This is a genomic window from Streptomyces iranensis, from assembly GCF_017874715.1.
Lineage (GTDB): Bacteria > Actinomycetota > Actinomycetes > Streptomycetales > Streptomycetaceae > Streptomyces > Streptomyces iranensis.
In genome coordinates, this window is record NZ_JAGGLR010000028.1 from 132,500 (window position 1) to 154,287 (window position 21,788).

Below are 21,788 nucleotides of genomic sequence, written 5' to 3' on the forward strand. Positions count from 1 at the left end.
CGGCGTCATGAAGTCCACCTATACGGAAGGGTGAGGTTGCGATGTGCGGAGTGACCGGGTGGGTTGATTTCAGTCGGGATCTGTCACAGGAAAGCGGAACGCTGCAGGCAATGACAGATACACTGGCGTGTCGCGGCCCGGATGCGGAGGGTATCTGGCTGAGCGGTCACGCGGCCTTCGGACACCGAAGGCTGGCCGTCATCGATGTCGAGGGTGGAAAGCAGCCGATGACGGCGGAGAGCAGGGCAGCGACCCAACCCTTCGTGCTCACCTTCAGCGGCGAAATATATAATTTCCGTGAACTGCGGAACGAGCTGATATCGCACGGCCATACTTTCCGGACAAAGAGCGATACTGAAGTGGCCCTACGGTCCTATCTTCAGTGGGGCGTCTCATTTGCCGAACGACTCAATGGCATGTACGCGATGGGCCTGTGGGATCCTCGCAGCCAGGAGCTTATTCTCGTTCGTGATCGAATGGGAATAAAGCCGCTCTACTACTTCCCGACGCACCATGGAGTCATCTTCGGCTCGGAGCCCAAGGCGATCCTCCGTCATCCCGCCGTACCGTCCCAGGTCAGCGCCGACGGCCTGCGTGAAGTGCTCGACATGGTGAAAACGCCGGAGCATGCCGTCTACAGCGGAATGTACGAAATACGCCCCGGATACCTCTTACGAGTAAATCGATCCGGTCTCACCAAACACCGGTACTGGGCACTTGAGGCGAGGCCGCACGTCGACGAGCTGAACACGACCGTCGAGACCGTGCGCGACCTGCTGGCAGACACTGTGCAGCGCCAGATGGTCTCGGACGTCCCCTTGGCCACACTGCTGTCGGGCGGCATCGATTCCTCAGCCGTCACCGCACTGGCGGTCGACACCGTTGAGCCAGGCACCCTCCGGTCCTTCTCCGTTGACTTCTCGAAAACCCTCGACGCATTCGAACCGGATGCGGTGCGGGGCGCTGCCGACGCACCGTTCGCTCGTGAACTCGCCCAGCATGTGCACTCAAATCACACCGAGATCATGCTGGATAGTCGCGAACTACTCGACCCGGCCGTCCGCTCGGCGGTACTGGCCGCCACAGATCTACCGCCCGCCTACTGGGGAGATATGTGGCCGTCGCTGTACCTGCTGTTTCGGGAGGTTCGAAAGCACTGCACGGTCGCGCTGTCCGGTGAGGCAGCGGACGAGCTTTTCGGGGGCTATCGATGGTTCCACAACCCGCGTGCGGTCGGGGCCGATACCTTCCCTTGGCTGACCTCTGGATCCTCCCGCTACTTCGGCGGCTTGCGCTTGCTTGACGCTAGTCTGCTGGAGAAGCTCGACATTCCCGGATATCGTGCGGCCCGTTATCGAGAGGCGTTGGCCGAAGTGCCCACCCTTCCCGGCGAGAGCGGCATCGAACGCCGAATGCGGGAGATCACCTATCTCAATCTCACGCGCTTCGTCCAGACCCTACTCGACCGCAAGGACCGGATGAGTATGGCCGTCGGCCTGGAGGTACGCGTCCCGTTTTGCGATCACCGGCTCGTGGAATACGTCTTCAACGTGCCATGGAGTATGAAGTCGTTCGATCGCCGGGAGAAGAGCCTGCTCCGCGCCGCTGTCGGCGATCTCCTACCGTCATCCATCCTCACGCGAGCAAAGACGCCATATCCGACCACCCAGGATCCCGACTACGAACTGGGTCTACGGAAGGAGATGCAGGGGATCTTGGCTGACCAGGACGCGCCCGTCCGGCCCCTGCTCGACACGGAAAAGGTCCGCACGGCGCTGGCCCGGCCCAAAGAGGCGGTCAGCCGCTCCTACAGCCGAGGAAGTCTGGAACTCGCGGTCTGGCTCAACCGATGGCTGACCGAATACGACGTCAGCCTCACGATCTGAGGAAAAGCAGCGGTGATTCCCATCGAGCCTGACATACTGCACCCGGCCGAAAATCTGCCAACTCCGGAGATCAGATCGTCATCGGTCATCGATCTCAACGTGCTGCGGTTCCGGCTGAGCAGCAACCTCGAAGAATTCCCGGCCCGGTCGTACTTCACACGCTTTGCCGACGACGACACCCCCGTGGATTTCGAGCTTCGCTGTATTGATACCGACCGCGATACGGTCGACGTCTCGTCCATTCGGCATCTGGTGGACACTACGGTGCGGGCGAAAAGGTTCACCAAGGGCTACTACAGGGGCCCCTATTTCGGCGATCCGGTGTATCTCATCACGCGAAACCGGGAATTCTATGTCTTCGGGCGCTCGCTTGAGAAGATCGTGTGGCCGTACTTCGTCAAATACCTCCTGAGCATATACGCTGCGGAGAACAGCTACCTGGACCTCAAGGCCGGCGGGTTCGTCCTGCCGGGCGGTGGAACACTTCTGTTCGGACAGACCGGCGGGGGCAAGAGCGTATTCTTGGCACAAGCCTGTATGGCCGGAGCTCAATTCCTCACCAATACCCACACATTGGTAAAGGGCGATATGGCGCATGCCGTACCCTCGGCGATGCGAGTGCGTCGGGACGTGTGCTTCGGTGAGTTGATCGACCGTCATGGGCTCCCTCCGCACATCGAAGCAGGAGAGTACATATCCAGCCCGGATGTACTCTTCGAGCAGCCAGCCGTGGATGCCGCTCGCATCCGTAACATAGTGATCGTCAATTCACGTCCAGAGGCACCCAGTGGATTCCGCAGGGTGGACCCGAGCACGGCCTTTTCTTTTCTCGATCAGTTCGGTCTAGGTGTGACAACGTATGGGCTCAAGGACGATCTGATAGCTCATTTCGGCTACGACCTCCAGCGTTACGCAGAGCACTACAAGTCCATGAAAGAAGGCCTTTCCCGTCTTTGCGAGAACGCTCGGTGCTTTGTTTCGAACATCGATATGATGGATGCGCGCGTTCGAGCATCCACCCTCTCCGTCCTGTCCGCATCAGGTTCCTAGCGTGTCGTACTCAGAAAAGGATTCTTCATGGGAGCACGTACTGTCGGGCACCGGCAAACCATAACGAGGGAACTGGTACACAAATGGTCGATCGATGAGGTCTTCATCACGGATTTCGAGCCCATCTCGGAGGATCGGATGGCGCTGGGCGCGCAACTGCCCCGCGCACACGGGTTCTACTGTGAGTACCCGCTACAGAACCGCCAGCCCGATCTCGCGCTGCTGGTCGAAATCTGCCGGCAGGCGTGCTTCGTCGTCGCGCACCAGCAGTTCGGTGTACCTGTCGAGGGGAACAACTACCAGTTCCTGTTCCAGGAGCTCGATGCGGAACTGGTCAACAAAAGGCCGCTCGACACCACGCGACCGGTCAATGCCGTCGTGGACAGCACCGTCGAGCGGGTATGGAAACGCGGAAACATGGTCTCTGGTCTGCTGTGGCGATTTGTGATGCAGGCAAACGAGGAGAAGCTCGCCGTTATACGTATCCGTATGACCTGGATCGAGCGGACGAAGTGGCGCGAGATGCGCGAATTCATGCGCAGGGGCCGCAGCCTTCCGTCAGAACTGAAGATGCCGGATCCTCCTACCACCTCGCTGACCCCGCAGGAGGTTGGGCGAGTAAACCCCGAGAACATCGTCCTGGCAGATCTCTCCTACGGCGACGAGGTCTCCACGGCCACTATACGGGCCGACATCGGACACCCAGTCCTTTTCGATCACCCAATCGACCACATCTACGGCATGGTGCAGCTGGAGGCGGCTCGGCAGCTGGCCGTGGCCACCATCTCCAGGCGCACCGGGACCCCGGCCAGTGAAATCAGGATGACGGCCTGTGCAACGAGTTTCACCTCGGTGGCAGAGTTCGATTTGCCCACCGAGCTGCGGGCACGAGTTGGTAGCGCGGACGATCCGGCCAAAAAGCATCTGGGAACGCCTCTGACCATTGAGGTCAGCCAGCAGGGACGAGTCGCATCCCGCTTCGATCTCCACGCGCGGATGGACTGAGTAATTCCCATCAACCCGAGCGATTTCAGAAAGCAGGGAGGCTGTGGCGACCATGCCCAGTACGATCCCCGTCGAGTTCGGCACGGGTCGGCTCGGTGACGAAATTCCGTCCTGGCTGTCGATCCAACCGCTGAAACGCAAGCTCTACGGCATTGATCTGTACTTCCGCGAGGCATGGGGAGAGCTCTCCACCGCTGCCAGGTCGGCTGACGAGCTGCGGGGGTGGATGAATCGGCACGCGATTCTGTTGTGCAAGCCGGACGCCGTCGTCAGCCGACAGTTGGAAGCCGTCTTCGACTGGCTGGCGCGACACGACATCAGGGTAGTCGCATCGGAAATCACAAGTGCCTCCCGGCATGTGATCCGTGCGCTATGGGAGTTTCAATGGAACATCGCCACACGCGACCGCCGCGATGTCACCGAGTTGTTCATGGCGCGATCGCATATGCTGGTGCTCGTGGTGCGGATGCCCTCACATCCCGTCCCAGCGGCGGTACGCATGGCCGCGCTCAAGGGATCGGCCGATGCCTCAGTCCGGGAATCCCATCAGCTTCGGTCGTCGCTGAGCACGGTCAACTACATCTTGAACGCCGTGCACTCGCCGGACGAACCCGCCGATTTTGTTCGTGAGCTGTCCGTCCTCCTCGATGAGGAACAGAGGCGACGGGTCCTCCACGCCATGCTGATCGACGCTGAGCACTCGCCTTCGGCTGAAGCCGAGCGGCTCTACCAGCAGACCGATAGGGAACGGTCCCTCGACTACGCGACGCGCCGGTCCGAATGGCTACATGCCATCGTCGCCACGGAGCACGGAGGGTTGATCGACACCGACCACGGCCTATTGCTGACAGAGCTGTTGGCGTCGGTTGAAGCGGGCAAACGCGGGTGGCATGAGTTCCCCACGGCCATGGTCCACGCACAGGTTCCGTGGGACGCCTGGGACACGGTGGTACTCGGCACGACCCTGGCCGATGCGAATGTGCCAGGTCGGTTCCGCATTCTTTCCGGGACCTCGGTGACGGAGTGGGTCCGCGGCTGACCAAGTGACCTATATCCGGGGCAGGTACAGCTCGGTCCGCCTCAGCCATCGGTCTTCCGGAGGAATGCGGTGATGGCCTCGGTGATCTCCTTCGGCTTCTCCTCCTGGGGAAAGTCTCCGCAGCCTGGCATCACGACCAGGGACGCATCGGTGAGCAGCGCCGAGAAGCGCTGCCCGGTCGACACCGGTACGATCGGATCCCGTGCACCGAAGATCAGCAACGTCGGCACCGCGAGGCCACTGATCGGTCCGGCCAATGCGTCGAAGTGTTCCCCGTAACTCAGCCGCAGGCCGAGCCCGGTCCGCGCCATCTCGGGTCCCTGGCGCCGCAATTGCTGGAAGTAGTGGTCCACCACTCCCGGCTCCGGGTTGTAGTCGGGGCCGTGAGCCGCCAGCCACCGCCGTTCGAACGTCCGCCTGGGGAACAGGCGGGAGACCCAAGCGCCCAGCCTTCGGCGGGCGAGCAGCCGGTACAGCGTCAGGTTCGCCTCTGTCTCGCCAAGTGCTCCAGCCGCCATGAGGACCATACGGTCGACGCGTTCCCGGCTCAGGGCGGCGAACCAGGCGGCGAGTGATCCCCCCATCTGGCTGCCGACGAGGATGGCCCTGTCCACTCCCAGTTCGTCCAGGAGATCCGCGACGAGCCGGACCCAGCGATTGGCGTCCCACCGCCCGTCCCGACCGGACGAACCGCCGCTACCCGGCAGGTCCACCAGGATCACCCGGTACCGGTCGGTGAATGCGGGATGGATATGGCGCCAGGTGAATGCCGAGGTCAGAAAGCCATGCAAGAAGACGAGCGGCGGCCCGTCCGGTCGGCCCTTCTCGTAGACGCGGAGCTGTCCATCGGCCAGATCGACCAGTCGGGAGGAGTGTTTCTCCTCAGGTGTCGAGGTCATCGCTCCACCCCGAAGAACTCGGTGACGATTTTGTTGAACGGCAGCGGTGCCTCGACCGGGGGCACATGTGCGGCGGGCAGCAGCTCCAGTGACGCGCCCGGGATCGCCGCCGCGAGTTCCTCGGTCACTGACGGCGGAAAGAGCATGTCCTGCTCTCCTCCAATCACCAGAGCGGGGCAGCGTACCGCGCACAGCTCGGTCAGCAGGTCGTGCTCGCGTGCCTGGCCGTAGATGCTGCGCAGCGCCGCGGTGGTGTACCGATCGAACATCGTCCGCCGCAGATGTGTCTCCATTCTGACCATGCGTTCGCTGCCGGCGGCCGAGAAAAGAAAGCTCTTCAGCACCTCCCAGAAGTTGGGCAAATCGTCGCGGTCGAGGAAGCCGTTGAGCATCTTGAGGAAGATGCCCGCCGAGCCACCCGGCCGGGCGAAGGACGCGACCAGCCCGAGACGGCGGACCCGATGGGGATGGCGCAGCGCGAGGTGCTGGACGACGAGACCGCCGTGGGAGAGCCCCAGCACAGACGCCCTGGGGATGCCCAGCGTCTCCAGGAGCCTGTCCAGGTCGTCGGCGTGCTCGGCGTTGGAGGGGAAGCCGCGCCGGGACGGAGAGTCGCCGAATCCACGCATGTCGTAGGTGAGTACGGAGTAGTGCTGCGAGAGTTGACGGATCTGCCGTATCCAGGTGCCGGCCAGCGTCGAGACCAGGACGAGCGGCGGGCCCTCCCCCTGGATTCGGTACCTGATCCTGCCATTCCCGAGATCCATGGTTCGTCGTGTCATGGTCATTCCCTCACGCTGAGCCACTGCGCCCCGGTGCCGTAAATCTCCTCGATCTTGTGCCGGCGGGGCTTGGTGGTTTCGGTCATGCAACCGTCCGCCACGGAAGGCATGGCGGCCACGACCGAGAAGAAGTGAATGCGCTCCCAGGGGTGCAGGCGCTGGTTGACCGCCTTGAGCAGGGCCCTGCATCCGTCCTCGCTCCTTTCCCCCTCCGGGGAAGCCGGATCGAAGAACAGAAGAGCACCCAGGCTGGACGCATCGGTCTTCATGACGGCACACAACCCTGCCCCGGTGGCGGCAGTAACCGCTTCCTCCAGGGAGCGCAAGAAGACCTTCTCACCGTTGGGCAGGGCCACGAAGTCCCGTATACGTCCGTACACGCTCAGGTAGCCGTCCGCGTCGACGGCACCAACGTCGCCCGTCGGCCACCAGGCGTCCGGGTTCCGTGCCACCGGTACGATGCGGGGCCCGGACACCTCGCCATGGCGAAAGGGTGTGGGGGTGCGGACCAGGATCTCACCGGTGGCCGGGTCGGTCGTCACGTCCCCCCAGGGGATGGGACGGCCGACGGTGCCCGGCCGGGTGGCCCCGGGGACATTGAGGCCGATCATTCCGAGCTCGGTGGTGCCGTAGACCTCGTAGACTGGCAGTCCGTCGGCGCGCAGTTCGGTGAGCAGCTGTGGATCGGTGGGCGCGCTGCCCACGAACACCGCCTTCAATGCGTTCCCGAAAACCGACGCGTACGCCTTCGACATGCCGCCTTCCACGTCGTCCGGACCTTGTCGCCGCGCGATGTCCTGCGCTCGCTTGTGCAGGTGCTGCAGCGAGCGCGGTACGGCCACATGAAGGGTGGGAGACCAGTTGACGCTGTCCGTCGTGATGCGGGCCGGGTCGCTGAGGACGAAGTCCATCCCCTGCCCGAGCCCCCAGTACAGCATCATGCGCTGTGGCAGGTGGGACAGCGGCAGATAGAGCAGCAACCGGTCCCGGCCGTCGAACCCGTACAGTTCCGCGAACCGGTCCATGGTGTACAGCAGCGGGGCGGAGTGGACCGCGAAGAGTTTGGGTTCGGAGAGGGTGCCACTGGTCGAAACGATGGTGAACGGGCCGTTTCCGCGGTCCGCCGGTTCGAAGGCGTCCGACGGCGCACCATCGGCTTCACCGATCAAGGCGGCCGCCGACGGCGCCGCGCCGACGCTGTCGCCCAGGCATACCACGTCCATTCCCGCGGTACGGAAGGCGGCGACGCAGTCTGCCCGGTCGGTGAAGACCACGCGACAGCCGGCTTCGTCGGCGGTGGCCACGGCCCGGCCCTTGGGAGCGCTCGGATAGAGCGCGACCGAGACGGCCCCGGCCAGCAGGACCGCGAGATCCGCCAGGACCCACTCATAGGACGTCGCGCCGTGAATCGCGACCCGAGAGCCTGGGGTGACGCCTCGCTGCCGCAGGGCGGCGGCGAGCAGAGTCGCGTCACGGTGGCACTCCGGATAGGACACGGACATCCGGGTCCCATCGCGCCGGCACAGCAGAGAACTCGACGCCCTGCTCGGCATGGCGGCGACAATCCCGGTGAGCGTACAGCGGTCCCCGTATTCAACCATGACCATGTCAACCAACTCGTGGAGCCATGTCAACCAACTCGTGGAGCCGTGGCGGCCCGGTCAGAGCCGCCCCGCTCCAGCGCATCGGTGAACAGCTGGGCGTACGCGCGGAGGGTGTACTTCCAGGCGGCGACCATCACCGTGTACGCCTCCGAGGACTCCGCGCAGCGGTCGAATCCCTTACGGACGACCTCGATGTGCTCCTGGTCCTCGGTCGAGTGCACCTTGAGGAAGGACAACGCGTCCTTGGCGAACTCGTATTGCCGCATGGCCTCGGCCGCCTTGGGGGCGAGAGTGGCACCGAGCCCTTCCGTGGCGGCGGCGAACCCGATGATGCCGATGGGATTGGCGGCTCGAGCCAGATAGTGGTTCTGCCCCACCATGGTCCAGGTGCCGAGACCGGGGATGATGCCGAGGTACTCGTCGGGGGCGATACCCAGCTTCTCCAGATCTCGTACGCAGAGCCTGTTGTGGTGACGCTCGTCGCGTGCCAGGTCCAGGAACCAGTCCTGCAGCCATTCGCGGTCGCTGTGCGACGCCGCGGCCGACAGGAAGTAGGGGGTCTGGGTCACCAGGTGGTAGGTCTCGCGCAGGTAGGCCGCGTAGACCGGCTTGGTGAGCGTCCCCTCCAGGATGCACGCGATGAAAGGGTGTGTTTCGATGTACTCCGCCAGCACCGGCGCCGTCTCGGCTTCTGCCCGCGCGTACGCACTCGTGGTCATCTCATGCCTCCAGCAGGCCCAGCTTGGACATCGTCTCGCCGAATCGCGCTCGGGTACGGGGGATGTAGTCGGCCTCGACGAAACCCTCTTCGATCGCCCATGAGATGGTCTGCGAGAGCTCGCCGCCGAGGTAGTTGTCGAGGTGCTCCTGGTACCACTTGCAGTACTCGATGCCGCGGCGCCGGGTCTCCTCGCTCTCTTCGAGCAGGCGCTTGGCCACTGTCAGGCCGAAGCCCATGTGACGGCGCTCCTCGCGCTCGATGCGGGAGAACTCCGGGAAGTACTTGGGCTTGTTCCGGCCGAGCTGGTGCAGTTCCTCCATGGCCAGCACGCCCTCGGCATAGAGGTTCAGCCCGATGAGGACCTCGATCTCGTCGTCACTCTCATACAGCTTGCGGAAACGCCGGTCGATGTCGTCGATGCGGTACTTGTCGTGGTCGAACTCATCCCAGACCAGTCCCAGCCGCTCGACGCCCTCCTTGAACAGGCGGGCGTGCACGACCTCGTCGGACGCGTGGTGGATGAGGTACGACTTCTCACGCAGGTTCTCCCGCCGTGGGATCCAGCGGGCGCACAGGTCGATGATCTCCAGCTCGGAGTAGTAGAAGTTCAGGTACACGGTCAGCACCAGGTCCAGGGCGTTCGGACCGTGCTTCTCGGTGATTTCGTCCTTGAGGGTCGAACTGCTCATGGCGGTGCCTCCTTCACTCCGGGTGTGACTGCGGGGCGGTAAGCTCCTCCTCCACATCGATGGCGAGGGCCTTGAGGAACCTGCTGGTGAGGTTGTACGTGCCGATGGCGAGCACGATGTTGACGATCTCGGCCTCGGTGAACACGCCACGCAGCCGCTTGCGCAATGCGTCGGTGGTGCCGTCCGGGTCCTGCGTCAGCCGGTCGGCGAGTTCGAGGATCAGGGCTTCCTTCGGATCGAACACCTGAGTCTGCGCCCGGGAGTCGCCGACGGCGCTGATCTCGTGCTCGCCCATACCCGCCCGGCGAGCTGAGGCGCTCATGTGGGCCACGCAGTACGCGCATTCCTGGGCCTTGGCGGTGCTGAGCGCCGCCAGGGCCCGCAACCGGGGGCCGATGGTGGGCGAGGCGTAGATCTGCGCCCAGAAGGGGACGAAGGCTTGGAGCAGATCCGGGCAGTGCGCCATCGCCCGGAGGATGTTCGGCACGAACCCGTACTCCTCACGGACCGCGGCGAAGACGGAGCGCACCTCGGGGATGACGTCTTCATCCTGCTGAAGGTCGACGATTGCCATCAGATACCGCCTCTCAGGCTTCCGCCGATTCCCGCGGCTCGAACAATCCGAAGGTGATGGCCTCATGGACCAGTGCCCGTGCCCGGTCCGCCGGTTCCAGCTCCTTTTCCACCAGCAGTCGGACGAGTTCCTCGGCGGACCGGCTGCCGTCGGCCAGGTCCCGAATCGCCGACAGCGCCGGGGTGAGCGGCATACTGGTGCCGGAGGGGTGGCGCAGGACCTGCGACGACCTCAGATATCGGCCGTCCACGGCGAGTTCTTCCCCGAGCTCGATCGCCTCGGCCGGTATCACCGGCTGCCGCCAGTCCACGTTGACGCCGGCGGACTTGCCCTCGAAGATCCCCTCGATGGTGCCGCGCAGCTCCGCGGGGACGTCCAGCTGTGCCAGGAACCTGCGGTACCAGGAACGGTGCTGGAAGGCACCGGCGATGAGGGAGACGAAGGCTTTCTCCGGTGCGATTCCCGGCACGTCGAACTGGCTGCGCGCGTGCCAGAAGTAGGACTCCTTCGACCCGCCATGACCGCCGTGACTGCCGTGACCTCCGTAGAGGAAGTAGACCTGGGCACGCAGCCGCTCGAATTCCTGGCGGTAGGTGCTCTCGTAGAAGTCCAGCACCGTGTCACGGCTGATCGCGGGCTTGTCCAGGATCGTGTTCACAGCGGTCGCGGCCAGGTATCCGCTGAGCATCGACAGGTGCACCCCGGTCGAGAAAAGCGGGTCGATGAAGCAGGCCGCGTCGCCGACGGCGAGGTATCCGTCCCCGCTGAACCTGTCGTAGATGTACGACCAGTCGCGCTGAGCGTGGATCGTGTCCGCCTGTTCAGCGTCCTTCAGCCGCTCGACCAGCTCGGGTGTCCGCTCCAGGCAATTCTGGTAGTAGCGGTCCAGCCCGGATGCCTTATGCCTGAGGTACGACTCACGGTCGACGACGACGCCGATGCTGGTGAGGTCGTCGCGCAGCGGGATGAACCACCACCAGCCCTCGTCGAAGGTCGGCAGGAAGGTGTTGCCCGCGTCCAGTCCGGCTGGGCGTTCGGCCCCCCGCCAGTAGGTCCACAGCGCCATGTTCTTGAGGTAGGGGTCCCACTCCCGCTGATGCAGCCGCTTGGTCACCAGGCCGCCCTGGCCCGAGGCGTCCACAAGCCAGCGGGCGGTCACGGACCCGAGGTTGCCGGCCGCGTCCGTGTAGTCGACCCGTACGGTGCCGTCGTCACCGATCGCGAAGTCCGTGACGCGGTGCCCCTCACGCGCGTCGACGCCGTGTTCGCGGGCGTTCTCCAGCAGCATCTGATCAAAGGGGCCGCGCTCGACCTGGTAGCCGTAGTCGTACGGCATGGCCAGCGCGTCCTTGAAGTACACCGTCCACGGCTCGCGTCGTTCTCCCCAGACCCATTCGACGCCGTGCTTCTTGACGAACCCGGCATCTTCCAGTTTGTCCAGGACACCGATCATCTTGAGCAGGTCGGCAGTGCCGGAGAGCAGCGATTCGCCGATGTGGTAGCGGGGGAACTGCGCCGATTCGAACAGAATGACGTGCTTCCCGTACTGGGCCAGCAGGGTGCTCGTCATGGATCCCCCCGGCCCTCCGCCGATGACTACGACGTCGTACTCGCATGCGGAGTCCGTCATTTTTCTCCCGTCCCGGTGCTTCAGTGATATACGTCTACTGTGCTGTCGTACTCCATGAGGTAGCGGTAGAATGACGCGCTGGTTCTGAACGGCCGCGAGAACAGCTCGGCCACCCGCAGGAGCAGCGCGATACTTCGTCCGGAACCTTCGAGTTCCGTGTCGATGAACTCCTTTCCGGTTTCCTCGAAGCCGAGTGCGGCCAGCGGGCCGATGGGCGTCGTCGCGGTTTCGGTGAAGAGGTCGGCCATAATGTGCGTGGCGTTATGGACGACGGACCAGTGAATACATCCCTTCACCAGCGCGGCGAGCACTCCGTACGGCATCAAGTCGTACCGCTGGTTGCGGTACTCGGGGAGGATCATCAGCCGCTGACACTCGATGAGCCGCCGGTCGGGAGCGCGCAGATCGTCGATGGAGACGAACTGCTCGATGGGCAAACCACCGCTTCCGTCTTCCACCAGCCGCATGGTGCCGACCGCCCGACCTTCGGCGCGGGCGAGCAGATAGGTGGCCTGCGCGTCGTAGCGATCCTTGTGCCGGGGCCCGTTCGCCGCGGGGAGCCAGCCGCACTCCTGCCCATACACCGCCTCCCACAGCGCGTCCACGGCTTCGAAATCCGCTTCGGTCGAGGCGATGTACAGGAAGAACGGTTGATCAGAGTTCTTGGGCTCCTCGCGGAATTTCCAGCCCGCGAGATGCTTTTTCGAGGGTCTTCCGGCCGTCGACCTGTCCCCGGAACACGTCAGGCCTTGAGATGCCGACCAATTTTCCATGATTACCACACACGCTTATGCCGTGTCGGGAGAGGGAAAGCGGCCCCGGTGCGGCGGGCGACCTTTCATGGCCGCGAACTGCTCGACGAGGCCAACTGATTCGACGTACACGATAACGCTGCCCGCAAGCAGGACACGCCAACGGGTAACGCTCGCTGCTTATGGCAGTTAACGGCATGCCTCGATGCCGAGCAATAATGCCCGCGAAGAGCCGCGTCAAAATCCAGCCACCTTTGGCGAGTTCCCGGCAGTGCAGCCCGCCGCATATACCCCCTTGCGCGCCGATCTGGTCGCCCCAGACAACCCCACAAGACCGTTCCGCACTTTGGCCAGTTGCTGGACCCTGAACAGTCATAACGCTTGTCAGGTTGTGCGCGGGCTGCACGGGGCGAGGCGCAGGCGCTGGTTCCGTGAGCGGCGAATACAGGACATGAGTGCGAGATCCAGCCAGAGTGCACGGCACTGTTGGCCGCTTATCGAAATTCTGGGATCCTCGTCCTTCGGGTCGGCTCTCGACGCCCCCCATTCAAACCTGGTTCGAATATCCTCTGGGCCCAGGCCGAGTACCTGACCACCAATTCCCTGGATTGTGTTCCGGCTGGTGCGGGCTCAAATGGACGGCCGCTGGAAGACGTCACACAACGGATCGCACAAAGGAATCCAGTCGTATGGCCACCGTGACACCGAACCCATTGACCGAATCCGGCATGGGCACCATCCTCTCTGCCGCGGAGGGCACCGACCTCGCGGCCCTCGGATCGGACATCCGCGAGGCGGCCCCGGTAAGCGGCTGCGTACTCGTCAGGGGCCTCAGCCTCGACGAGCAACAGTTCCAGAGCCTGGTGCACGCCGTGGGAGAGACCGTTCACCACAAGTTCGGCGAGGGACAGGCCGACCTGCTCAAGCTCAACGCCTCGCATGACGTCGGCAAGGTCGTCACAGGGCGCGGCCCTCTCCCGCTGCACACTGACGGCATGCTGGTCGGCGAGCGCACCGACCTGATCATGTTGTACGCCGCCGACTTCCAGGACGAGCCGGGGTCGGGTGAAACCTTCGTCTGCGACCAGTTGTCCGCGTGGAACGAAATGCCGGAAGATCTTCGGCAGCCGCTCGAGCACGCCGGCTCCCTCGAATATCTCGTCGAGGAACGCGGCTATTTCCCCAACGTGCCGGAGGATTGGTACTCCATCCCCGCGGTACGTGACCATGGTCGGGTACGTTCGCTCAATCTTGCGCTGAACTTCCCCGACGGCGCCGACGTACGCGGCTGGCGGGCACGGGTCCCCAACATGTCACTCGAGGAGTCCAGCCGTTTTCTCTCGCGCCTCGATGCCTACCTTCGCGAGCCCCGCTACACATACCAGCACCGTTGGCGCGTCGGCGATCTGGTCGTGATCGACAACCAGCGCACTCTACATGGTCGAACCGCGATCGGTACCGGTGGCACCCGGGTACTGTTCCGCGGCCAGATCGCTCTCTGAGGCAGGAATATCGGAGGAACCACGGATGGATTTGTCCTTCAAGGATCAATGGCGGCTTCCGGCCGTAGTGCCGAGCGAGGTGTTCACGCGCACGGCGGAGATCGCGGTCGAATGGCTCCAGTCACTGGACAGTCGGCCGATCGCAGAGTCGGCGACCGTCCACGATCTGCGCTCACGACTCGGCGGCCCGCTCCCCCGTGACCCCGTCGATCCGCTGGAGGTCGTGGAAGACCTGGCCCGCGCGGCTGAGCCGGGACTGGTCGGGATACCCTCGGGCCGCTATTTCGGGTTCGTGCTCGGAGGAGGTCTGCCGGCCGCCGTCGCCGCCGACTGGCTCACCTCCGTCTGGGACCAGGCTCCCGCGATGTACGCGTGCGGGCCGGCCGCCGCTGTCACCGAAGAAGTGGCGGGTGCATGGCTCCGGCAGCTGCTGGGGTTTCCGGACGACGCCTCGTTCGCCTTCGTTCCCGGGTCCCAGATGGCCCATCTCACGTGCCTGGCCGCAGCCAGGCACCACGTCCTGCGAGCAGCGGGCTGGGACGTCGAGGAGCTGGGACTGAACGGAGCCCCGCCCATCCGGGTCCTCACGGGCGCCCGGCGCCACGCAAGCGTCGACCGGGCCCTCCGGTTCCTGGGCATCGGGAAGGCCTCGTTGACCCTCATTCCCACTGACGGTTCCGCCCGGATGCGAGTCCCCCGGCTACGCGAGGAACTCGCCGCCGACGACAGTCCGGCCATCATCTGTGCCCAGGCCGGCGAGATCAACACCGGCGCCTTCGACGATATGGACGCCATCGCCGACGTCGCGGCCGAGGCTCGGGCATGGCTCCACATCGACGGGGCCTTCGGCCTATGGACCGCCGCAAGCCCCGCGCTTCGCCATCTGGTCAAGGGCGCCGGGCGCGCCGATTCCTGGGCCTTGGACGCCCATAAGTGGCTCAACGTCCCGTACGACTCCGGTCTGGCCTTCTGCGCCCACCCGCAGGCCCACCGGGCAGCGATGAGTGTTTCAGCGGACTATCTGGTGCAGGGCGGTCCGGGAGAGCCACGGGAGCCCATCAACTGGACTCCCGCCTTCTCCAGGCGCGCCAGGGGGTTCGCCGTCTACGCGGCGCTCAGGTCCCTTGGCCAACGGGGTGTCGCGGAGCTGGTGGAGCGGACCTGTGCACACGCGCGGACCTTTGCCGAGGGCTTGGCCGACATACCCGGCTGTCGCATCCTGAACGAGGTCGTGATCAACCAGGTTCTCTTCCGGTTCGAGGACGACGAGACGACGGAGCGGGTCCTGCGCCGGGTTGTGGACAGCGGCGAGGCGTACATGAGCGGAACCTCCTTCGACGGCCGACGAGCTATCCGCATATCGGTGTCCAACTGGCAGACGGACGATGGTGACGTCGCTCGTACTCTTGAGGCGTTCCGGAACGCTGTGGGCCGTCAGGACACCGATGGATCCGCCGACATGGGAGGAACGAGTGCCTCGCACCGTCCGTGACCTTGCCGGTGGGACGACGGCTGCCATCAGTGCTCGCTCCGACCCGGTGATCCGGGTAGGGAATGCGCCCAGTCGGAGAGCAGGGTACGGATCGCGGCGACAAGCGCGAGGGGCTGGTCGAGCATGATGTGATGTCTCGCGCCGGGGATCTCGATGACTGAGGCGACCCGGCCGAGCTGGTCATACATGGCGTCGCGGCGTTCCGGCTGGACCATGCCGTGCTCGGCGTGCACCAGCGCCACCCGGCAGTCCAGTCGGATCAACGGGTTCTCGACCCGCTCCCGCGCGAATATGGCGGGGTCCCATTTCCAGGTCCAACCACCGGGCACCTCGCGGATGGATGTGGCGGCGACATGATCGGCGACGTAGCCGAGCACCGGTTGGTTGGGCATGGGACTGAACTGGCCGATGATCGCCTCACGCGAGGGATAGCGGCGTGTCGCCGCCCCGAAGGCGCGCCGTTCCCGCGTCGCGCGTTTCTCCGCCACTGGGCCGACCATGGGAGAGTCGATCAGGACAGCCCCCTCGATGCGGTGCCCGGACAGCGCGGCCAGCCGGAGCGTCACCGCGCCTCCCAGGCTGTGCCCGATCACCACTGGCGGCGCGTCAAGTCCCGCGTCCGCGATGACGGCGAGCACTTCACGCATCCAGATCTCGAGGCCGTACGCGTCGCGCCTACCGCTGTCGCCGTGCCCGGACAGGTCCAGCGCGACGACCCGCCCGCCGCTGACCAGCAGCGGGCCGACATGATCCCACCAGCGCGAATGTGCGGCGGCCCCATGCACGAGTACGACGCCGCGCCCGGTCGGCTCGCCCCAGGCCCGGTAGGCGATCGGGGTGCCCGCCACCGTGATCTCATGTTCGGTGACCGGCGTGGCCAGCGCGGTGGTGTACCACGCGGGTGGCGCGGCGGAATCCGGATCAGCCGATGTGGTCATACAGGAGAGTCAACCAGAGGTTGGCGACCAACGAGCGGGATCCTCGCCTCAGTTGATATCGTCGCCTATCATTTCCAAGATCCCTGCCGCATTCTCCACCATCGAGCCACTGAGCCAGCAGCCACCACCACCAGGGCCAGGGACGCCAGGAGAGAGGCGGAGCACCATGACCGATGAGTTCGGGATCGACGGGAAGACGCTGCTCGTCACCGGCTCCGGCCGTAATCTCGGCAAGGCGATCGTCCTCGAGTTCGCTGCCCGCGGCGCGAACGTCGTCATCAACTCGAGGTCGAACGCGGACGAGGCCAACCAGGTCAAGGACGAGGCGGAAGCCCTCGGCGCGAAGGCCATCGTCGTGCTCGGCGACGCGGCCGAGAAGTCGACGGTGCTGGAGTTGAAGGACCGGGCGGAACAGGCGTTCGGGCACGTGGACATCTACGTGAGCAACGCCGCCCGGCGGCTGCACAAGGACTTCTGGGATACGACGGACGAGGACTGGCACCTCCACCTCAACCAGCAACTGACCGCGTCGTGGCACCTCGCCAAGGCGTTCGCGCCGGGGATGCGCGAGCGCGGCTGGGGCCGAATCGTGCACATGAACGGGCCGGACGGCTGGATCGGCGGCCCGACCCGGATCCCCCACTCCACCGCCAAGGGCGGATTGCGGACCCTTACCCGCTCCCTGTCCCGCAGCCTCGGGCCGTTCGGGATCACGGTGAACGACATCAACCCGGGGTTCGCCGACACGATCCGCGACTTGGAGACCCATCCGGGGATGACTCCCGGGCGGTCGGAGCGGTTCGCCCGGGAGACCATCGCGATCAAGCGGCAGCCGCAGCCCGCGGAGATCGCCTGGGCGTGCGCGTTCCTCGCGGCCGAGCGGTCCGCGGCCATCACAGGCGCCGCCATTCACGTCGACGGCGGCCAGTTCATGATCGGCTGAGTGCCCGCGAAGGGCTCACCGGAAGCGTTTGAGAAACCCGGACAGCGCCACGTCCGGGTCCTGTGCCACTGCCGAAACCATTGACGCGTAGGTGTCCGCCATGGCGGACACGAGCTCCGGTGGATAGACCCCCTCGGCCCAGCGCAGCACGCCGCTCAGCCCGTCCGGCCGGGGGGTGATGAACAGTTCCAGGTCGAAGTGGCTGCTCACACCGGCGGGGAAGGGCAGTGACACCGCCTCCAGACCGTTGAAGTCCGCCCCGGCGGCGCCGTCCGCGTTCGGCGGCGTGGCCAGCATGTTGAACGCCACCTCCCCGGCCCGGGACACGGTCCGTGGCGTCGTGCCGGGGTGGGTCACCACATTGAAGATCGGGTACTCCTGGTGGGCCATCGCGTCCAGGGACGTGGTCCGGGTCAGCCGCAGCACGTCCCGGAACGTGGGCTCGGCGGGCAGGTCCACCCGCAGATAGGTCAGATTGGCGAACTGCCCCACGGTGTTCCAGGCCTCGGGGCGGATCCGGTTGGCGTGGATCGAGCAGACCACCAGCCCGAGTTCCTCGGTCGCCGCGTGCAGCACGCTGAACCACAGGGCCAGCAGCGCCGCGAACAACGTGGTGCGCTCGGCGGTGGCGAGCTCCCGCAGCGCGGCCACATCGCCGGATACGAACGCGATATCGACCGTTCTGGACGGCGGCCGCCGCTCGCCGAACTTCTCCGCCCGCTGACGCAGCCCGGCCCACTTCAGCCGCGGCGCCTGCCGGTCCCAGTACTCGGCGTGGCGGCGGCCCGGCTCGCCGGCCAGCCGTGCGTCCCGCCAGGCGTAGTAGTCGCCGGGCAGCCACTCGACGACCGGGAGCGGCTCGGTCGCCACACCGGTTTCGGCGTTGTAGAACCGGGCCAGGTCGCGGCGGATCAGGGCATTCGACCACGCGTCGGTGACCCGGTGGTTCACGTTGATCAGCAGCAGATGCTCGGTGTCGGCCAGCCGGTACAGGTCGGCCGTGAGCGGCAGGCCGTCCGGGTCGAACATCTCGGTCATGCGCGCGAGGATCAGCCGCTCGGCCTCGTCCGGCTCGGATACGACGGTCTCGCTCAGCGGCAGGTGAACACCGGGTGGCAGGACGTGCTCGCGCAGCCTCCGCAGACCGGCCCGCTCGTACGTGATCCGCAGCGCCGCGTGCCGGTCCACCACCCGGTCGAGCGCACGGCTGAGCGCGGCCCGGTCCAGTGGTCCACGGAACCGGTAGAGAATGGGCACGCTCATCAGGCCACCGGCGAGAACTCTGTCGTCCGGCACCATCAACCGGTGCTTGTCCGACTCGGTCATCGGCCCGCTCCTTCCGTGGTACCGGATGTCCGCTCGCCGATCGCCGCGGCCATCGCCTCGATCGTCGTGATGTCGGTGAAGAGCTCAGCCGGGGTGATGGCCACGCCGAGGCTGTCCTCGACCAGGCTCAGCAGCGCCATCCCGGCCATGGAGTCCCCGCCCAGGGCCATGAAGTCGTTGTCCACGCCGATGTCCTCCCGCTTGAGCACGAGCGACCACAGCCCCTTGAGCATGGCCTCGACCGGCGTCCGGGGCGCGGTCCGCCCGTCCGACTCCGCCGTCGGCCCGGCCGCGGTCAGCTCCTCGGCCAGCACCCTGGCCAGCGAGCCGCGCTGGATCTTGCCGGATTCGGCGACCGGGATGTCCGCGCGGCGCAGGAAGACCCGGGGAACTTTGACCGGTGCGAGCCGCTGCCCGAGGTACGTCCGGAACTCCTCGTCGCCCAGCGTCGCGCCCGGCCCGAGTACGAGCACGGCACCGAGGTGTTCGTCGCGGACCGGGTCCGGGATGCCGAACGCGACCGCCTCGGCCACCGCGGGATGGCTCAGCATCGCGGCCTCCACCTCGAACGGCGACACCTTCTCGCCGCCCACGTTGATCATCTCCTTGACCCGCCCGGTGATCAGGAACGAGCCGTCCGGCAGCAACCGGCCCAGGTCACCGGTGCGCAGCCAGCCGGCCCCTTCCGTGTCGCCTGCGGAGCCGCCGCGAACGAACGGGGACTTAAGGCCGGGCGGCCACACGTACCCGTGCATGACGTTGGCGCCGCGGATGACGATCTCGCCGGACGCGTCCGGCGCGGTGCTGACCTGGCCGTGCTGGTCGAGGACCGCGACCTCGGAGCCGGTCGGGACGAGCCCGGCGGCGCCCGGGTCGCCAGGCAGCGGGGTCGAGGCGATCTGGTGCGCCTCGGACATCCCGTACGACTCGACCACCGGCAGGCCGTAGCCGGTTTCGAGCTCGGCCCGCAGGCCCGCGGTCAGGGCTCCGGAGCCGCAGCGGACGAAGCGCAGCGGGCCGGGCCAGTCGCGGTCCCGGGGGACGTGCCGCACCATCAGCCGGTGCATGGTCGGGGTGGCCGAGAGCCAGGTCGCCTCGCTGTCCAGCGCGTGCCGCAGTGCGGTGGCCGGGTCCGGGGCCGGCGCGCAGACGATGCTGCCGCCCGGGAGCAGCGAGGCGATCAGCGAACCGACCAGGCCCTGAACGTGGAAGAACGGCATGATGTTGAACCGGCGGTCGGAGTCGGTCAGATGGTAGGCGTCCACCGTGGCCTGGGCGGCCGCGACCACGCCGGCGGCGCTGAGGGACACGACCTTGCCGATGGAGGTCGTACCCGAGGTCCGCAGCAGCAGCGCCTCGTCCGGATACGGCCCGGTCGCCGCCGTCTCGGCCGGGCGGCCGCCGTCCTGCGGCTCCACCACCAGGTCCTCGCCGGTGAACCGGAGCGTCACCGCCGGTGCCTTGGCCGCCGCCACCTGCTGCGCGGCGGCGGTTCCGGCCCCGTCGGCCAGCACGATCAGCGCGACGTCGAGCGTGTCCAGGTAGTCCTGGGTCTCGGTGGCCGACCAGAGTGGGTTGACCGGGCAGCACGCCGCGGCGGCGAGCACGCCGAGCAGCAGCGCGGCACTGTCGGCGTCCTCTCCCGGGACCACCGCGACCCGGTGCCCGGGGCGCACCCCGAGCCCGGTCAGCGCCGCGCGGACGGCGTGCATGCGGCCGGACAGGCGCCGGTAGCTCAGCCCGGCCGGGTCGCCCGGCGCGAGGATCGCGGGCGCGTCACCCCGGATCCGCGCATGACGCTCAATGACCGCGAGTACCGGGCTGCCGGCATCGGGGTTCGACATGGAACAACCTTTCCGTGGACTTGGATCGTGGGTGAGTGCCTCGGTCATGCCGTCGCCGTCCGGTGGAACCGCAGGCCGGTGATCCGCGCGACCGGGGCGCCGTCGGCCGACACCAGGTCCAGGTCGCTCAGGTCCCCGCGACCGCGCACCCGGCACCAGACCTCCGCCGGCACGTCGTCGAAGAGTTCGAGCCGCTCGGCCCCGGCCACGCTCCCCCCGGCGGCGGCCAGCCGGAGGCAGCCGTCGAGCACCTCGGCGGCGGAGTCGCCCGTGACCTGGATCAGTCCGCCGTCGGCGCGGTCCGGGAGGTCGCCGGCCGGTTCCGGCTCGGCGATCTCCGCATCCAGGTACGCCGTCCAGCCGGCACCGGACGCACCGGACGCACGGACGTACCCGCCGATCCGCATCGGCACCGCACCGGTACGCACCGCGGTCTGCACCGCGGCCGGCCCCACCGACTCGGTGGCCGGCTCCGGGAAGACCAGGTCGCGCAGCGCGGCCGGCGCACCGACAGCGCGTGCGGCGGCCACCGCCCAGTCGGCGCGCGCACCGGCGGACAGCACGGGTGTGGCGTCCGTCCGGCCGAACCATCGCTGGGCGGGGTCGGCCAGTTCAACCGCCGTCCCGAGCAACGGGTGCGCGCCCGCCGCAGCCGGCGCCGGCCAGAAGCGACGGCGCTGGAACGGGTAGGTGGGCAGTCCGGCCCGGCGCCGGCCGGAGCCGGCCGACACCGCGGTCCAGTCCACCGACGCGCCGTTGACATAGGCCTCGGCCAGGAAGCTCAGCACGCGCGAGGCGTCGCCCTGGTCGCGCAGCAGCACGCTGGTCACCCAGCCTCGGTCGTCGACATCGGCCAGGACGCCGCTGACCGCTGGGCTGAGCACGCCGTCCGGGCCGACCTCGAGGAAGCCGGTGACGCCCCGGTCGCGCAGCAGCCGTACGCCGTCCTCCAGTCCGTCCGGTGTCTCGGCCGGGCGGCTCCAGTAGCCGGGGCTCGCGATCTCCGAGGGATCGAGAAGTTTGCCGGTCACCGCGGAAACCACCGGGATGGACGGTGCGGAGAAGGCGATCTGCTCCACCGTCTCCCGCAGCCCGGTCCCGCCGGCCCGCGC

The 21,788-nt window shown here is 66.5% G+C and carries 18 protein-coding genes; 7 read left to right on the forward strand and 11 right to left on the reverse strand.

Going from position 1 to position 21,788, the window contains the following annotated elements:
- Nucleotides 1–41 precede the first annotated feature (41 nt).
- From asnB to J2Z30_RS40350, 4 genes are read left to right on the forward strand one after another with little or no spacing between them, the layout of a single operon-like run.
- Nucleotides 42–1,886 carry an asparagine synthase (glutamine-hydrolyzing) gene (gene asnB, locus J2Z30_RS40335; RefSeq protein ID WP_044567263.1) on the forward strand — a complete coding sequence of 615 codons (1,845 nt, stop codon included), beginning with the start codon at nt 42–44 and terminating at the stop codon, nt 1,884–1,886.
- Between the two features lie 54 nt (nt 1,887–1,940).
- Nucleotides 1,941–2,936: a FomB family phosphonate monophosphate kinase gene (locus J2Z30_RS40340; protein WP_107073473.1), complete on the forward strand. Its 996-nt coding sequence runs from the start codon at nt 1,941–1,943 to the stop codon at nt 2,934–2,936.
- Between the two features lie 27 nt (nt 2,937–2,963).
- Nucleotides 2,964–3,941, forward strand: a complete 978-nt coding sequence (locus J2Z30_RS40345) for an AfsA-related hotdog domain-containing protein (protein WP_052701158.1) — start codon at nt 2,964–2,966, stop codon at nt 3,939–3,941.
- A 52-nt stretch (nt 3,942–3,993) separates the two neighbouring features.
- The gene (locus J2Z30_RS40350) at nt 3,994–4,980 is read left to right on the forward strand and encodes a nucleoside-diphosphate kinase (RefSeq protein WP_209469040.1); all 987 of its coding nucleotides are present in this window, start codon (nt 3,994–3,996) and stop codon (nt 4,978–4,980) included.
- A 41-nt stretch (nt 4,981–5,021) separates the two neighbouring features.
- Here the strand turns inward: J2Z30_RS40350 and J2Z30_RS40355 are convergent, their stop codons facing one another.
- The 8 genes from J2Z30_RS40355 to J2Z30_RS40385 all read right to left on the reverse strand — a co-directional run bounded on the left by J2Z30_RS40355 (nt 5,022) and on the right by J2Z30_RS40385 (nt 12,652).
- A complete protein-coding gene (locus J2Z30_RS40355) occupies nt 5,022–5,879 on the reverse strand; it encodes an alpha/beta fold hydrolase (RefSeq protein ID WP_044567265.1) in 858 nt (285 codons plus the stop codon).
- Entirely contained in the window at nt 5,876–6,661 is a 786-nt protein-coding gene (locus tag J2Z30_RS40360) for an alpha/beta fold hydrolase (RefSeq protein WP_209469041.1), read from the reverse strand. Before J2Z30_RS40360 ends, J2Z30_RS40355 begins: the two co-directional genes overlap by 4 nt.
- Before the next feature lie 2 nt (nt 6,662–6,663).
- Nucleotides 6,664–8,163: an AMP-binding protein gene (locus J2Z30_RS40365; RefSeq protein ID WP_044567268.1), complete on the reverse strand. Its 1,500-nt coding sequence runs from the start codon at nt 8,161–8,163 to the stop codon at nt 6,664–6,666.
- Nucleotides 8,164–8,291: 128 nt separating this feature from the next.
- Entirely contained in the window at nt 8,292–8,984 is a 693-nt protein-coding gene (locus J2Z30_RS40370; RefSeq protein ID WP_044567270.1) for an iron-containing redox enzyme family protein, read from the reverse strand.
- A 1-nt stretch (nt 8,985) separates the two neighbouring features.
- On the reverse strand, nt 8,986–9,675 hold the full coding sequence (locus J2Z30_RS40375; RefSeq protein WP_044567271.1) for a hypothetical protein: 690 nt from the start codon (nt 9,673–9,675) through the stop codon (nt 8,986–8,988).
- A 13-nt stretch (nt 9,676–9,688) separates the two neighbouring features.
- Complete coding sequence (locus tag J2Z30_RS50255; protein ID WP_044567272.1) at nt 9,689–10,249, reverse strand: carboxymuconolactone decarboxylase family protein; 561 nt, start codon at nt 10,247–10,249, stop codon at nt 9,689–9,691.
- A gap of 13 nt (nt 10,250–10,262) precedes the next feature.
- The gene (locus J2Z30_RS40380; RefSeq protein WP_078956441.1) at nt 10,263–11,879 is read right to left on the reverse strand and encodes an NAD(P)/FAD-dependent oxidoreductase; all 1,617 of its coding nucleotides are present in this window, start codon (nt 11,877–11,879) and stop codon (nt 10,263–10,265) included.
- A 20-nt stretch (nt 11,880–11,899) separates the two neighbouring features.
- On the reverse strand, nt 11,900–12,652 hold the full coding sequence (locus J2Z30_RS40385) for a GNAT family N-acetyltransferase (protein ID WP_078956442.1): 753 nt from the start codon (nt 12,650–12,652) through the stop codon (nt 11,900–11,902).
- A 668-nt stretch (nt 12,653–13,320) separates the two neighbouring features.
- Between J2Z30_RS40385 and J2Z30_RS40390 the strand changes: the two genes are divergently transcribed.
- Entirely contained in the window at nt 13,321–14,133 is an 813-nt protein-coding gene (locus J2Z30_RS40390) for a TauD/TfdA family dioxygenase (RefSeq protein ID WP_044567276.1), read from the forward strand.
- 25 nt (nt 14,134–14,158) lie between these two features.
- The gene (locus tag J2Z30_RS40395; RefSeq protein ID WP_063790844.1) at nt 14,159–15,625 is read left to right on the forward strand and encodes a pyridoxal phosphate-dependent decarboxylase family protein; all 1,467 of its coding nucleotides are present in this window, start codon (nt 14,159–14,161) and stop codon (nt 15,623–15,625) included.
- A 26-nt stretch (nt 15,626–15,651) separates the two neighbouring features.
- On the opposite strand, the gene J2Z30_RS40400 is transcribed toward J2Z30_RS40395, so the two are convergent.
- Complete coding sequence (locus J2Z30_RS40400; RefSeq protein ID WP_044567277.1) at nt 15,652–16,563, reverse strand: alpha/beta fold hydrolase; 912 nt, start codon at nt 16,561–16,563, stop codon at nt 15,652–15,654.
- 166 nt (nt 16,564–16,729) lie between these two features.
- Here J2Z30_RS40400 and J2Z30_RS40405 point away from each other — a divergent pair, with 166 nt between their 5' ends.
- Nucleotides 16,730–17,506 (forward strand): SDR family NAD(P)-dependent oxidoreductase, encoded by a 777-nt coding sequence (locus J2Z30_RS40405; RefSeq protein WP_052701161.1) that lies wholly within the window; start codon nt 16,730–16,732, stop codon nt 17,504–17,506.
- Between the two features lie 15 nt (nt 17,507–17,521).
- Here the strand turns inward: J2Z30_RS40405 and J2Z30_RS40410 are convergent, their stop codons facing one another.
- The gene (locus J2Z30_RS40410; protein ID WP_044567279.1) at nt 17,522–18,832 is read right to left on the reverse strand and encodes a condensation domain-containing protein; all 1,311 of its coding nucleotides are present in this window, start codon (nt 18,830–18,832) and stop codon (nt 17,522–17,524) included.
- On the reverse strand, nt 18,829–20,676 hold the full coding sequence (locus tag J2Z30_RS40415; protein ID WP_052701162.1) for a non-ribosomal peptide synthetase: 1,848 nt from the start codon (nt 20,674–20,676) through the stop codon (nt 18,829–18,831). The genes J2Z30_RS40410 and J2Z30_RS40415 overlap by 4 nt, the downstream gene beginning before the upstream one ends.
- Between the last annotated feature and the right edge of the window lie 1,112 nt (nt 20,677–21,788).

What these genes read in the sequence shown, in the direction of transcription:
- J2Z30_RS40345 (WP_052701158.1), top strand. Translation starts at nt 2,964, where the DNA reads ATGGGAGCACGTACTGTCGGGCACCGGCAAACCATAACGAGGGAACTG.
- J2Z30_RS40400 (WP_044567277.1), bottom strand. Translation starts at nt 16,563, where the DNA reads ATGACCACATCGGCTGATCCGGATTCCGCCGCGCCACCCGCGTGGTAC.
- J2Z30_RS40415 (WP_052701162.1), bottom strand. Translation starts at nt 20,676, where the DNA reads ATGTCGAACCCCGATGCCGGCAGCCCGGTACTCGCGGTCATTGAGCGT.
- J2Z30_RS40360 (WP_209469041.1), bottom strand. Translation starts at nt 6,661, where the DNA reads ATGACACGACGAACCATGGATCTCGGGAATGGCAGGATCAGGTACCGA.
- J2Z30_RS40405 (WP_052701161.1), top strand. Translation starts at nt 16,730, where the DNA reads ATGACCGATGAGTTCGGGATCGACGGGAAGACGCTGCTCGTCACCGGC.
- J2Z30_RS40365 (WP_044567268.1), bottom strand. Translation starts at nt 8,163, where the DNA reads ATGTCCGTGTCCTATCCGGAGTGCCACCGTGACGCGACTCTGCTCGCC.
- J2Z30_RS40355 (WP_044567265.1), bottom strand. Translation starts at nt 5,879, where the DNA reads ATGACCTCGACACCTGAGGAGAAACACTCCTCCCGACTGGTCGATCTG.
- J2Z30_RS40375 (WP_044567271.1), bottom strand. Translation starts at nt 9,675, where the DNA reads ATGAGCAGTTCGACCCTCAAGGACGAAATCACCGAGAAGCACGGTCCG.
- J2Z30_RS40370 (WP_044567270.1), bottom strand. Translation starts at nt 8,984, where the DNA reads ATGACCACGAGTGCGTACGCGCGGGCAGAAGCCGAGACGGCGCCGGTG.
- J2Z30_RS40350 (WP_209469040.1), top strand. Translation starts at nt 3,994, where the DNA reads ATGCCCAGTACGATCCCCGTCGAGTTCGGCACGGGTCGGCTCGGTGAC.
- J2Z30_RS40410 (WP_044567279.1), bottom strand. Translation starts at nt 18,832, where the DNA reads ATGACCGAGTCGGACAAGCACCGGTTGATGGTGCCGGACGACAGAGTT.
- J2Z30_RS40385 (WP_078956442.1), bottom strand. Translation starts at nt 12,652, where the DNA reads ATGGAAAATTGGTCGGCATCTCAAGGCCTGACGTGTTCCGGGGACAGG.
- asnB (WP_044567263.1), top strand. Translation starts at nt 42, where the DNA reads ATGTGCGGAGTGACCGGGTGGGTTGATTTCAGTCGGGATCTGTCACAG.
- J2Z30_RS50255 (WP_044567272.1), bottom strand. Translation starts at nt 10,249, where the DNA reads ATGGCAATCGTCGACCTTCAGCAGGATGAAGACGTCATCCCCGAGGTG.
- J2Z30_RS40395 (WP_063790844.1), top strand. Translation starts at nt 14,159, where the DNA reads ATGGATTTGTCCTTCAAGGATCAATGGCGGCTTCCGGCCGTAGTGCCG.
- J2Z30_RS40380 (WP_078956441.1), bottom strand. Translation starts at nt 11,879, where the DNA reads ATGACGGACTCCGCATGCGAGTACGACGTCGTAGTCATCGGCGGAGGG.
- J2Z30_RS40390 (WP_044567276.1), top strand. Translation starts at nt 13,321, where the DNA reads ATGGCCACCGTGACACCGAACCCATTGACCGAATCCGGCATGGGCACC.